Annotated in this window: 14 protein-coding genes; 12 read left to right on the top strand and 2 right to left on the bottom strand. The window is 69.1% G+C overall.

The features are described from left to right. From AB0C29_RS13575 to AB0C29_RS13525, 11 genes are all read left to right on the top strand, one after another. Positions 1-734: hypothetical protein (locus AB0C29_RS13575; RefSeq protein ID WP_360819700.1), on the top strand; the 734-nt coding region annotated here is incomplete at its 5' end. 147 nt (positions 735-881) lie between these two features. Further along, positions 882-1,889: an ABC transporter ATP-binding protein gene (locus AB0C29_RS13570; RefSeq protein ID WP_360819697.1), complete on the top strand. Its 1,008-nt coding sequence runs from the start codon at positions 882-884 to the stop codon at positions 1,887-1,889. Further along, a complete protein-coding gene (locus AB0C29_RS13565) occupies positions 1,873-2,631 on the top strand; it encodes an ABC transporter permease (RefSeq protein ID WP_360819694.1) in 759 nt (252 codons plus the stop codon). Before AB0C29_RS13570 ends, AB0C29_RS13565 begins: the two co-directional genes overlap by 17 nt. A gap of 1 nt (position 2,632) precedes the next feature. Beyond that, entirely contained in the window at positions 2,633-3,475 is an 843-nt protein-coding gene (locus tag AB0C29_RS13560) for an ABC transporter permease (RefSeq protein ID WP_360819691.1), read from the top strand. After that, entirely contained in the window at positions 3,475-4,659 is a 1,185-nt protein-coding gene (locus tag AB0C29_RS13555) for an MCE family protein (RefSeq protein WP_360819688.1), read from the top strand. The genes AB0C29_RS13560 and AB0C29_RS13555 overlap by 1 nt, the downstream gene beginning before the upstream one ends. Then, positions 4,656-5,678: an MCE family protein gene (locus AB0C29_RS13550; protein ID WP_360819686.1), complete on the top strand. Its 1,023-nt coding sequence runs from the start codon at positions 4,656-4,658 to the stop codon at positions 5,676-5,678. Before AB0C29_RS13555 ends, AB0C29_RS13550 begins: the two co-directional genes overlap by 4 nt. Continuing rightward, positions 5,675-6,685, top strand: coding sequence for an MCE family protein (locus AB0C29_RS13545; RefSeq protein WP_360819683.1), 1,011 nt, complete (start codon positions 5,675-5,677; stop codon positions 6,683-6,685). Before AB0C29_RS13550 ends, AB0C29_RS13545 begins: the two co-directional genes overlap by 4 nt. Next, entirely contained in the window at positions 6,682-7,743 is a 1,062-nt protein-coding gene (locus AB0C29_RS13540; protein WP_360819680.1) for an MCE family protein, read from the top strand. Before AB0C29_RS13545 ends, AB0C29_RS13540 begins: the two co-directional genes overlap by 4 nt. Further along, positions 7,743-9,077, top strand: coding sequence for an MCE family protein (locus AB0C29_RS13535; RefSeq protein WP_360819677.1), 1,335 nt, complete (start codon positions 7,743-7,745; stop codon positions 9,075-9,077). The genes AB0C29_RS13540 and AB0C29_RS13535 overlap by 1 nt, the downstream gene beginning before the upstream one ends. Further along, complete coding sequence (locus AB0C29_RS13530) at positions 9,077-10,192, top strand: MlaD family protein (RefSeq protein WP_360819674.1); 1,116 nt, start codon at positions 9,077-9,079, stop codon at positions 10,190-10,192. The genes AB0C29_RS13535 and AB0C29_RS13530 overlap by 1 nt, the downstream gene beginning before the upstream one ends. Before the next feature lie 102 nt (positions 10,193-10,294). Beyond that, positions 10,295-11,380 (top strand): hypothetical protein, encoded by a 1,086-nt coding sequence (locus AB0C29_RS13525; protein ID WP_360819671.1) that lies wholly within the window; start codon positions 10,295-10,297, stop codon positions 11,378-11,380. 33 nt (positions 11,381-11,413) lie between these two features. Here the strand turns inward: AB0C29_RS13525 and AB0C29_RS13520 are convergent, their stop codons facing one another. Together AB0C29_RS13520 and AB0C29_RS13515 are read right to left on the bottom strand one after the other, a co-directional pair. Continuing rightward, positions 11,414-11,971: a GNAT family N-acetyltransferase gene (locus tag AB0C29_RS13520; protein ID WP_360819668.1), complete on the bottom strand. Its 558-nt coding sequence runs from the start codon at positions 11,969-11,971 to the stop codon at positions 11,414-11,416. 74 nt (positions 11,972-12,045) lie between these two features. Beyond that, entirely contained in the window at positions 12,046-12,420 is a 375-nt protein-coding gene (locus AB0C29_RS13515) for a hypothetical protein (RefSeq protein WP_360819665.1), read from the bottom strand. 45 nt (positions 12,421-12,465) lie between these two features. Between AB0C29_RS13515 and AB0C29_RS13510 the strand changes: the two genes are divergently transcribed. Beyond that, positions 12,466-12,639 (top strand): hypothetical protein, encoded by a 174-nt coding sequence (locus AB0C29_RS13510; RefSeq protein WP_360819662.1) that lies wholly within the window; start codon positions 12,466-12,468, stop codon positions 12,637-12,639. Positions 12,640-12,855: the final 216 nt, after the last annotated feature.

Genomic DNA, 12,855 nt, shown 5'->3' with positions numbered 1-12,855 from the left:
ACGTGGTCGGCTACTCCAACGTCACCAAACTGGACGGCGCGGCCCTGCTCGGCTCGCCCGACCCGGCCCTGGCCAGCGTGGTCATCACCGCCAACCGGAGCTTCTGCGTGCCGTCCACCATCCCGCTCGGCCTGTGCGTGATCCGTGGCGGCGTCCGGCACACCGTGACCGACTACCAGTTCATGCTGGAGCCGAACGGGATCACCCCGGGCCTGTCCGAGGGGGAGTTCCCGCCGGCCACCGCGACGTTCCTGACGTTCGGTTTCGTGCCGGTCAGCGCGACCATGCACCTCAGCCTGCTCGCTCCGATCATCGGCTCGGCCGAGACGACACAGCAGAACGGCCAGCACACCCTCGTCTCGACCACGCTGTCCGGCCGGATCTCGATCCGGCTCACCGACGTCAAGGTGAACGGCGTGCCGCTCGCGGCCGGGGCGGACTGCCACACGACCGCGCCGGAGACCGACAACTTCACCCTCGTCGGATCGGGCGACAACAGCACCATCCCGCCGACCGGCTACACGGTCGCCCGCGGTGGACCGCTTACCGGTACGACCACCATCCCCGCGTTTACCGGCTGCCGGGGCGCCGACGGGGAGGATCTGAACCCGTTGTTCACCGCGCCGCTGTCGGGGCCGAACAACTACGTCAAGATGATCCAGGGGAACCTCTGCTCCCCGGGGACCGCCGGCGCCAACGGATGTCCGCCCGAGATACCGGCGCCGCAACGATGACGCCTTTATCGTCGACTGACAATCTTGGCATTGGCTCTTGTCGATCTGTGACAAGTTTGGCCGGGCAACAGCCGTCCGGCGGATGTCGTCTTGTGCCGTGATGTTGCCGGAAGTAACGTGCCGGCAAGAACGTACTGCCGAGTAACCTTGCTCCCCGATAGGCCGGAGACTGTAATGGGCATCGAAGTGGAGGCCGACGGTCTGACGAAGTCCTTCGGTCGGCACACGGTGTGGCGAGACGTCTCATTGACCCTGCCGGCCGGCGAGATCTCGGTCATGCTCGGTCCTTCCGGCACCGGAAAGACGGTCTTCCTCAAAACCCTCGTCGGCCTCGTCCGGCCCGAGCGCGGCCGCGTCGTGATCAACGGCGTGGACATCGTCTCCTGCCGGGAGCGCCAGCTCTACCGCACCCGGCGGCTGATGGGGGTGATGTTCCAGGACGGCGCGCTGTTCGGCTCGATGAACCTGTACGACAACATCGCCTTCCCACTGCGCGAACACACCCGCCGCAACGAACGGCAGATCCGGTCCATCGTCGAGGAGAAGATGGCGATGGTCGGCCTGAGCGGAGCCGAGTCCAAGCTGCCCGGCGAGATCTCCGGCGGTATGCGCAAGCGCGCCGGCCTGGCCCGCGCGCTGGTCCTCGATCCCGAGTTCATCCTGTGCGACGAACCCGACTCCGGGCTGGATCCGGTGCGCACCGCGTACCTGTCACAGCTGCTGATCGACCTCAACGCGCAGATCGACGCGACCATCCTGATCGTCACCCACAACATTCAGATGGCTCGGACCGTGCCGGACAACATCGGCATGCTGTATCGCCGGCAACTGGTCACCTTCGGCCCTCGCGAGGTGCTGCTCACCAGCGACGAACCGGTGGTGGCGCAGTTTCTCAACGGCCGGCGCAGCGGGCCCATCGGTATGTCCGAGGAGAAGGACGCGGCGGCCACCGCCGCGGAGGCGATGAATGAACCCGACCTGGACGATGTCCGCGGCGTCGTACCGCAGCTGACGCCGACTCCGGGCCAGCCGTACCGGCAGGCGGCCGCGCGTCGGCAGGAGCGGGTGATGCGGATCCTGCACGAGCTACCACCCGCGGCCCAGCAGGGCATCCTGGCCGGCCGCAATGAGGTGTCCCATGAACGCACTGGCTGAAACCGGCCGGGTGTTCACGCTGGCGGCTCAGGTGGCCCGGATGTCGTTCACCACCCGGCCGCAGGTCCGCGAGACCGTCGAGCAGTTCTGGTTCATCGCCAGCGTGACGATCCTCCCGGCGGCGCTGGTCTCGATCCCGTTCGGCGCGGTCATCGCCCTGCAGGTCGGTTCGCTGACCCGGCAGCTGGGTGCGGAGTCGTTCACCGGGGCGGCCAGCGTGCTGGCCATCGTCCAGCAGGCCAGTCCGCTGGTCACCGCGCTGCTCGTGGCCGGCGCCGGTGGCTCGGCCATCTGCGCCGACCTGGGCGCTCGCACCATCCGGGAGGAGATGGATGCGATGGAGGTGATGGGCATCTCGCCGGTCCAGCGCCTGGTCGTGCCCCGGGTGCACGCCGCCATGGGCGTCGCCATGCTGCTCAACGGGCTGGTCTCCACCGTCGGTGTCGTCGGCGGGTACTTCTTCAACGTCATCATGCAGAACGGCACGCCAGGGGCGTACCTGGCCAGCTTCTCCGCCCTGGCGCACCTGCCCGACCTGTGGGTCAGCGAGATCAAGGCGCTCATCTTCGGCTTCATCGCCGGGGTGGTCGCGGCCAACCGGGGAATCTCCGCCAAGGGTGGCCCCAAGGGGGTGGGCGACGCGGTGAACCAGTCCGTCGTAGTGGCCTTCCTCCTGCTGTTCTTCGTCAACCTGGTGATCACGGCCATCTACCTGCGCGTCGTACCGCCGAAGGGTGCATGAGGTGACACACGCATCGGGCGCGCGGGGACCGTCGTTGGCGGACCGCATCTTGTCCCCTGTGGACACGCTGGGCGACTCACTCGTCTTCTACGTGCGGGTCGCGCTGTGGGTGCCTCGCGCGTTGTTCCGGTATTCGAGGGAGATCCTGCGTCTCCTGGCCGAGGTCGCCTTCGGCAGTGGCGGTCTGGGCGTGATCGGCGGCACGGTCGGCGTGATGGTCGCGATGACCATGTTCACGGGCACCGTCGTCGGACTTCAGGGGTACGCCGCGATGGATCAGATCGGCACCTCTGCCTTCACCGGCTTCATCTCGGCGTATTTCAACACCCGGGAGATCGCGCCCCTGGTGGCCGGCCTGGCCCTGTCCGCCACGGTCGGCGCCGGCTTCACCGCCCAGCTCGGGGCGATGCGCATCTCCGAAGAGGTGGACGCGCTGGAGGTGATGGGCATCCCCAGCCTGCCCTACCTGGTCACCACTCGGATGCTGGCCGGGTTCATCGCCATCATCCCGCTGTACGGCATGGGTCTGATCAGCTCCTATGCCGCCTCCCGGTGGACGACCATCCTGTTCAACGGCCAGTCCGCCGGCACCTACGACCACTACTTCGCGCTGTTCCTCCCGCCGCAGGACGTCCTGTGGTCGATCGGCAAGGTGCTCGTCTTCAGCGTGCTGGTGATCCTGACCCACTGCTACTACGGCTACCGGGCGAGCGGTGGCCCGGCCGGCGTGGGAGTTGCCGTGGGTCGCGCCGTCCGCAATGCCATCGTGCTGATCAGCCTGACCGACTTCTTCCTCAGCCTGGCGATCTGGGGAGCCACCACGACGGTGAAGGTGACCGGCTGATGATCATGCTGAGCCGCCGCCTGGCCGGGTTCGCGTTCCTCGCGGTCATCGTGCTGCTGGTGTGGCTTGTCGTCGCCCGCTATCAGGGGCGGTTCACCCCCGCGGCCATGGTCTTCGTGGAGACCACCAGCGCCGGCAACAACATGCACCCCCGTGCCGAGGTGAAGGCGCGCGGCGTCGTGGTGGGCGAGGTCCGCCGGATCACGTCGACCGGCGACGGCGCCCGGCTGGAGCTGGCGCTGCGCCCCGACCAGTTCCCGCTGCTGCCGGCCGACGTCTCGGCCCAACTGCTGCCGACCACACTGTTCGGCGAGCGATACGTCGCCCTGGTCCTGCCCAGCCGGCCCGGCCCGGCCCGGCTGGCCGAGCACGCGGTCATCCCACAGGACCGCTCGGCCAACGCGATCGAGCTGGAGCGGGTCCTCGCGGACCTGCTGCCCCTGTTGCAGGCGGTGCAGCCGCACAAGTTGTCCGTGACGCTCACCGCCATCGCTCAGGCGCTGGACGGCCGGGGCGCCCAGCTCGGCACGACGCTGCGTGACCTCAACGCCTACCTGACGGAGCTGGAACCTTCGCTGCCACAGCTGAACGAGGACATCAGCCGGCTGGTGGAGGTGGTGAACAGCTACGCGGACGCGGCACCCGACCTGACCGATGCGCTGACCCACCTGAGCGTCACCAGCCGGACCCTGGTCGAGCAGCAGAACAATCTCCGCACGCTCTTCGCCTCGGTGACCTCGGCCGGAGGTGACCTGAACTCGTTCCTGGCGGACAACCGGGAAACCGTCATCCGGCTGTCCGCCGACAGCCGGCCGACGTTGGCCGTGCTGGCCAAGTACGCGCCGGAGTTTCCGTGTGTCCTGCAACAGCTCTCCGACACGGTGTCTGACATGGACAAGGCTCTGGGGAAGGGTACGTCGGAGCCGGGACTGCACGTGAGGTTGCACGTCACCCCGTCGCGTGGGGCGTACCTGCCCGGCAAAGACGACCCCGCGTACCGGGACAAGAGCGGGCCTGCCTGTTATCCCACGCCGGATGGGCTGGCCAACGCGCCGCAGGAGAGCGCGTATCTCAACGAGCTGATGGCCGCCTCGCTCGGCGTGGCACCGCGGTCGCTGCCCCCGTGGAGCAGCCTGCTGGTCGGCCCGGTCTTCCGCGGCAACGAGGTGACGCTGACACCATGACCAAGAGCATCGCCGGCCCGGCCATCAAGGGCACCGTGTTCGCCGTCGTCACCGTGATCACCACGGCCGTTCTCGGCCTGAGCATCGCCAACACGAGCCTTGGCGAGACCCGGACCTACCGCGCCCAGTTCACCGATGTGACCGGCCTGTCCGACGGCGATGACATCCGCATCGCCGGGGTACGGGTCGGCCAGGTGACCGGCATCCGGGTGGTCGACCGCCGGGTGGCCGAGGTGCGGTTCACCGTCGACGTCGCGCGTACGTTGCCGGCCTCGGTGACCGCCACCATCAAATACCGCAACCTGGTCGGGCAGCGCTACATCACGCTGGCCCAGGGCGTGGGCCCGGTCGGTCAGATCCTGGCGCCCGACCAGACCATCCCGCTCGGGCGCACCACGCCGGCGCTGGACCTCACCGCGCTGTTCAACGGCTTCCAACCGCTGTTCCAGGCGCTGGCCCCCGAGGACGTCAACCAGCTGGCCAACGAGGTCGTCCAGGTCCTGCAGGGCGAAGACACCACCGTCGACAGTCTGCTGGCCCACACGGCGTCACTGACCTCCACCCTGGCCGCCAAGGACGAGGTGATCGGCAAGGTCATCGACAACCTCAACGCGGTCCTGAACACCGTCAACGCGCGCGGCGACAAGCTCTCCGCACTGATCAGCACCCTCCAGGAGCTGGTCTCCGGGCTCGCCCAGGACCGGAAACCCATCGGCCAGGCGATCGACGCGATCGGCGATCTGAGCACCACCACGGCCGGCCTGCTCCGGAGCGGACGGGAGCCGCTGCGCCAGGACATCGTGTCGCTCGGCAAGGTCTCGGCCACCCTGTCGGAGGGCTCTGAGCTGGACACGTTCCTGCAGCGCCTGCCGGTGAAGATGGAGAACATCGGCCGGACCGCCTCGTACGGCTCGTGGCTCAACTTCTATCTCTGCTCAGCGACGGTCAGCGGCGTCTCCACCTCGGACGGTAGTCCGCCGCCGACCGGGCTCCCGGTGACCGAGGCGAGGTGCCAATGAGCCGCCCCAGCCGCCATCCCGTCCTCGCCGGCGTACTCGGCCTCGTCCTGGCCGCCGCACTCGCACTGCTCGCGTTCAACGCCGACAACCTCCCGATCATCGGAGGCGGCACCACGTACACCGCCGACTTCACCGAGGCGGCCGGACTGCGCACAGGCAACGAAGTGCGGGTCGCCGGAGTGAAGGTGGGCACCGTTACGCGCGTGGCGCTGCACGGCGGCATAGTGCGGGTCGACTTCCGGGTCAAGGACACCTGGGTCGGCGACACCAGCACCGTGGCCATCCGGATCAAGACCCTGCTCGGCGACAAGGTGCTCGCTCTCGACCCGCTCGGCGGGGCATCGCAGAACCCGCGGACCACCATCCCGGTCAGCCGGACGACCTCGCCGTTCGACGTCACCGAGGCGTTCGGGCAGCTGTCGGACACCGTCAGCCAGATCGACACGGACGCGCTGGCCCGCAGCTTCGACACGATGGCGCAGACCTTCCGCAACACGCCCGATTCGGTGAAGGGGGCGGTGCGGGGACTGTCCGACCTCTCGCGCACCATCTCCTCCCGGGACACGCAACTGGCCCAGCTGCTGACGGCGACCAAGCAGATCACGGGGCGACTGGCCGACGACAACGCGCAGTTCCAGGCGCTGCTGGCCGACGGCAACCTGCTGCTGGCCGAGGTCCAGCGACGGCGCGACGCGATCGGCGCGCTGCTGACCGGCACTGAGCAACTGGCCGTGCAGATCTCCGGGCTGGTCGCCGACAACACCGCGACCCTGGGCCCGGCGCTGGCGGCTCTGGACCGGGTCACCGACGTGTTGCAGCGCAACCAGGACAACCTCACCCGGGCACTCGCCCTGGCCGGGCCGTACTACCGGATGGTGGGCAACGCCATCGGCAACGGTCGCTGGTTCGACGCGTACCTGTGCGGCCTCGTGCCCGACTCGTACCGGCCGGCCGGCACCGCGCCGTCGAGCGGATGTGTGCCGCCGAGGACAGGGAGCACGCGATGAGTCCGACGTCGTACCGGGCGGGTCGTATCCTCGCCGCCGGTCTCGCGGTGCTGGTCGTCTTCACCGGCTCGCTGGCCTGGCTCGTGATGCGCGACTTCGGCACCAAGCACATCGTCGCGTACTTCGGCGAGGCGGTCGGCGTGTACGCCGGCTCGGACGTGCGGGTGCTCGGCGTACCGGTCGGTACCATCACCTCGGTCAGTCCAGAGGGCACGCGGGTACGGGTGGGGATCACGATCGACCGCGATGTCGAGGTGCCGGCCGGGGCGCTGGCCGCGGTTGTCGCGCCCAGCATCGTCAGCGACCGGTACGTCCAGCTCAGCCCGGCCTACACCGGCGGTGCGAAGATGACCGACGGCGACGAGATACCGGTCGAGCGCACCGCAACGCCGGTCGAGCTCGACCAGCTCTACGAGAGTCTCAACCGGCTGGCCACGGCGCTGGGACCGAACGGCGCGAACCGTGCCGGCGCCCTGTCCGACCTCCTGGAGACCGGCGCCGCCAACCTGGACGGCAACGGTAGAGCACTGGGAAGCAGCATCGCGGACCTCGGCAAGGCAACCCGTACGCTTTCGGGTTCTCAGGAAGACTTGTTCGACACCGTCGCCAACCTCGAGCGCTTCACGGCCATGCTCAGGGACAACGACGGCCAGGTACGCAAGGCGGAAACCCAGCTGCGCGACGTGGCCGGCTTCCTCGCCGACGACCGGCAGGAACTCGCCGCTGCGCTCCGCGAACTCGCCACCGCCCTGCTTCAGGTGCGCGACTTCATCCGGGACAACCGCGGCCGGATCACATCGAACGTCGACAAGCTGGCCTCGATCACCGACACCCTGCTCCGGCAGCGCGCCTCGCTCGAAGAGGCCCTGGACGTGGCGCCGCTGGCGCTCACCAACGTGGTCGGCGCCTACAACCCGGCCACCGGGTCCTTCGAAGGAAGGGGGAACCTGAGAGAGCTCGGTCCGGACCAGCCACCCGTAGCGGTGCCGTCCACGACGGCGCCCGCCCTGCCCCTACCCCCGGTGGGCACCGTCCAAGGCACCCCGGGAGGCCGCTGATGAATCGTCGGCCCCGCTTGCTCGTCCTCCCCGCCGTGGTGATGCTGCTCTTCGGCTGCGGCCCGGGCGCCTTCTCCGGCGCTTCCGACCTGCCGCTGCCCGGCGGCGCCGATCTCGGCCCGCACCCGTACCGGGTCGTCGCCGACTTCGCCGATGTCCTCGATCTGGTGCCCCATGCGGCGGTACGGGTGAACAACGTGCCGGTCGGGCGGGTGGCGAAGGTCGAGCTGCCCGACGGGAGCTGGACCGCGCGGGTCACCATGCTCGTCAACGGATCCGTCCGCCTGCCGGCCAACGCCGTGGCCCGCCTGCACCAGTCCAGCCTGCTGGGCGAGAAGTACGTTCAGCTGGCTGCACCCGCCGACGGCTCCGGTGCCGGGACGCTGAGCGACGGCGCCGAGATCCCGTTGGCCCGGACGAACCGCAACCCGGAGGTGGAGGAGGTCCTCGGCGCCCTCTCCATGCTCCTGAACGGCGGCGGGATCGCCCAGCTGCGCACCATCACCGTGGAGCTGAACAACGCGCTGGACGGCAACGAGCCGGAGATCAAGGCGCTGCTGAAGAACATCGACACGCTCATGTCCAGTCTGGACGACAATCGAGCGGACATCACCGCCGCGATCGACGCCCTCAACCGCTTCTCGGGGGCGCTGGCCCAGCGAGACCAGCAGATCGGCGCCATTCTGGACGACCTCGCCCCAGGGCTGCGGGTGCTGGAACAGCAGCGCGGTGAGCTCGTCACGATGCTGCAGTCGCTCGACTCCCTGTCCCACACGGCGGTCGACACCATCGAGCGGAGCCAGGCCGACCTCGTGGCCGACCTGAAGTTGCTGGACCCGGTGCTGCGGCAGCTCAGCAACGCCGGGCAGGCCCTGCCGCAGGCGCTGCAGATCTTGTTGACCTACCCGTTCACCGACGCCACCCTCGACACGATCAAGGGTGACTACCTCAACGTGTATCTGTCGCTGGTCGCCGCGCCCGGCACGACCGTGATCCCGCCGCTGACGCCCGGCGACGCCATCGCTGCCGCAGCGCGGAAGGTTCAGGGCCGCCACCCGCCGGCCTCGACCACGCCGAGCACACCCGGAGCCAGCGCTCCACCACTCCCGCTGCCCATCGTCAGTTCGACTCCGCCGTGGGGGACCACGCCCTCGACGGCGACCTCACCATCGCAGATCGGCCCACCCTCGCAGGCAGTCCCGCCCTCGGCATCCGCACCGGAATCGCCGCCGGCCAGTTCCTCGCCACCCAGTGCCTCGACGCCCGAGCCCTCGACCCCCGGGCCCTCGACACCTTCGGCCTCGTCGGAACCATCCGCAGGAGGTGCCGGCTGATGCTCACACTCGGTGCGAAGCTCAAGATCGTCCTTTTCGCCGTCCTCGGTGTGCTCGTGGTCGGCTTCATCGGGCTGCGCTATGCCGACCTGGGCCGCTATGTCGGCCACAGCGGCTACTACGTGGTCCACCTCGAACTGGGCGAGTCCGGCGGCATCTTCACCAATGCCGAGGTGACCTACCGGGGGGTGACGGTCGGACGCGTCGGCGCCATGCGGCTGACCGCCGACGGCATCGAGACCGACCTCAAGATCGATGATTCCGCGCCGCGCGTCCCGGCCGCGGTGCAGGCCGTGGTGGCCAACCGGTCGGCGGTGGGGGAACAGTACGTCGACCTGCGCCCGAAGAGCGACGGCGGACCGTACCTGGCCGCCGGAGCGCGCATCGAGCGCGCCGACACCCGGCTTCCGCTGCCGGTCACCACGATGCTGACCTCGGCGGCGGGCCTGGCCGCCTCCGTACCCAAGGACGACCTGCGCACCGTGGTGGACGAGCTGGACCGGGCACTGGCCGGCCAGGGCGGAAACCTGCAGATCCTGCTGGACACCGCCGGCGACCTGACCCGGGCCGCGTCGGACAACATCGGTCCCACGACTCAGCTCCTCGAAAACGGTCAGGTGGTGCTCCGGACGCAGCAGGAGTCGAGCGATGCGCTGCGCTCGTTCAGTCATGACCTGAACCTGCTCGCCACCCAACTGGACAGCTCCGACCCGGACCTGCGGCGCCTCATTCTCGCCGCCCCCGCGGCCGCCGACCAGGTGAGCGGGATGCTGGACGACACCGATCCGGGCCTCGGCGTGCTGCTGAGCAACCTGCTCACCACCTCGGACATCGCGCTGGTCCGCCGCGACGGGCTGGAGCAGGCACTGGTGACGCTGCCGGCCGTGGCGGCGGCCGGATCGACGGCCATCACCGCGGACGGTATCGACATGGGGCTGGTCACCACATTCTTCAAGCCGCCGCCATGCGTCAGCGGGTACGGCGCAACGACGTACCGCAACGGGCTCGACATGACGCCCGCCCCCAAGCTGAACACCGCGGCGTACTGCTCGCTGCCGCCCAGCACCGGCGTCGGCGTGCGCGGCTCGGCGAACGCGCCACAGGGGAAGGGATAAGCGCCGGGCGACCATCCGCCGGCGTGCCCTCCGGGGCTCGAGGCGGAGACCGATGCAGGTGACGCCGGTGCGCGGCCGGGCACGGTCCGGCACGATCAGGTCATGATCGTGTTGTTCGACGCCGACGTGCCAGTGCATTACGGGTTCATGTTCCTGGCCGGCGGTGACGAGTACCCGGACCTGGGTGACACGTGGGCGGGTCAGCAGAACGGGCTCGCCGGCGCCGCGACCCCCGGTGTCCTCTCGATGATCACCGGGTTGCACACCGGCCGGGTGCCGCTGCGTATCGAGTGGCACGCCACGGCACCGGAACCCGGGGCCGGCTGGGAGGAGATCGTCGACGTGCCGTTCACCCCGCCGTCGGTGGACATGTGCGTCCAGTCGTTCCAGGACTCGTTCGACGTCCGGCTACCCGGCACCGGCCCGCTGCGCGCGCGGTACTGCGCTGCCGGGATGGACGCCGCCCGGGACGCTGACACCGTCATGTCCGAGGAACCGACCGTGGACCGGTATCTGCTGCAGCTGTGGCCCGACGAGCAGGCGGCGGAGACGATCGTGCGGCAGACCAGCGGCATTGCCGCGTACTGGCACGGTGTCGCCCGGGAGACACCGCCGGCGGCCGAGCACAGCGGCGAGGACCGCGACGACGGCGGTCATGGCAACTGGGGCGAAGGCAACCAGGAAGACCGGTACGACGCTTGGGCGTGGGGCGATAGACCGCCGTCGGATCGGCTGCGGCAGCTGGGCGGGAATGTGCTGGGTGTGGCCCAGCATCATCGGGACCTGCTGGACGTCTTCGACGGATGGGATCCCGCGGTGCAGCGGGCCGCCGCCCGGTGGCTGGCCCGCCGGGCTTTTGAAGTGGCCGGGATGGACGAGATCGGCTGGGTCCGTCCGGCGCTGACCGCCATGGACCGCGGTGAGCCGCTACCGGAACCGTTCACGTCCCCGGAAGCGGTGTTCCCGCTGCTGTGGACCGGCTTCAACGGGTCGGGTCCGGTGCCGTTCGATGCGTCGCAAGGAGCCAGGCACCGGCCGTCGTTCGCCGTTCCGGCACTCTTCGCCGCAGTGAACGACGATCCGCTGGAGGCGGTCGTCGACGCGTTCAGCCACGCAGAGGCAACCTGCGAGGGTCAGGCACACGACCTGCTCACCGGCCTTCGCAGCCGGTTCCCGTTCCCGGACTGACCGGCGACCACCCGGCCGGGGTCGTGCCACCAGTCAACAAGTAGCCGAGTCCCACGTCTCGGCGAGCAGGGCGTACGTGTTGCCGTCGAGCCAGCCCAGCTCGGCGTGCCAGGAGTCGCCGACGCCGTGCTGCTCACGACGCATGCCGACCTTCTCGAGGATCCTGACCGAGGCAAGGTTGTCGGCGAAGCAGCCGGCAGTGATCCGCCGCAGGCCCAACCGGTCGAACGCGTACGCCACCATTGCCGTCACCGCCTCGGTGGCGTAGCCATGGCCGTTGTAGGCCGGATCGAAGATGTAGCCGAGTTCGGCCTCCGTACGCGGTGGCATGCCGGGCTGACCCATACCGTCGACCACATCAAGTGAGACGGTTCCGATGACCACACCCTCAAGCACGACCGCCTTGCAGTGGTCATTGGGGTCTTCCGCCGCGTGCCGCCACGCCGCCCGGTAGGACGCAGGGTCGACCTCCGTGCGTAGTAGCCAACGAGTGACTTCGGGCAGATTGCGGTACCGCAGGATCCGGTCGACGTCCTCGTCACGCACCGGGCGAAGCTGAAGGCGTTCAGTGCGAAAGGTGGTGCTCTCCATGAACTGGGAGGCTAATGGGCGCAGAACGGCGACACATGCAATTTTCCGGCCAGGGACCGTGTTCTTCGCACGGCCTAGCAGGAGCAGGTTGTGCCTCCGGGGGCGACGAAGTTGATGTAGATGACCAGGGGAAGCCAGAAGCCGAATGGGATGGCCCAGGCCAGCCAGTAGCGAAAGGTCGACAGGCCCATACGACGAGCCTCCGCAGCACGGCTGATCGTCAGGGCCAGTCCGATGATGCCGGCTACCGAGGTGACCAGGACGATCAGCAGCCAGCCGGGGGCCTGTCTCGTAGGTGGCGGGTATGGAAACTGCGGTCCGTATCGGTATGCGGCATAGCCGGGCGGCGCTGGGTAACCGGGCGCCTGAGACGCTGCCGGATAGGCATACCCAGCAGGGGATTGCGGCTGATACTGGGCGCCGGACACCGGCGGGTAGTGGTCGGTCACCGGCGGCTCCAATCGGCGTCTCAGCGGTGGTGTCGTGTCCTTCGGTTGCGCGGGCTGAAACCTGAAGACAACTACCAATTCTTTCTGGATGACCTCGACGCGACCCACCTGCCCGGGCCGCTGGTCGACATGTTGGTGCAGTCCCGGGGCAGCGTGCCGACGCTGCCCGCCGACGTGGCCGTTGATGCCGTGCCCGGGCTCCTGGGCCGGCCGCTCTGACCTCCGCTGCCTGGGCTCACGACCAGGCCGGGGACTTCCGCTGACCGCACCGCAGTCCCGTATTCGCGTGATTCGCCGCTCCGGCCGGGTCGATAGCGTCATCGGCCTCAGTCAATCACCGGGGGTTCACGATGACTGCCCTGCCACGTCGCCGGCTGCTGGCCGGCGCGACGACCTTGGGCGCCGCGCTCGCCGGCGCCGCCACCTTGCCGCGGA

This window comes from Actinoplanes sp. NPDC048791, from assembly GCF_040650095.1.
Classification (GTDB): domain Bacteria; phylum Actinomycetota; class Actinomycetes; order Mycobacteriales; family Micromonosporaceae; genus Actinoplanes.
Note: the sequence above shows the minus strand (reverse complement) of the source record. Positions and strands in the feature narration are given on the sequence as shown.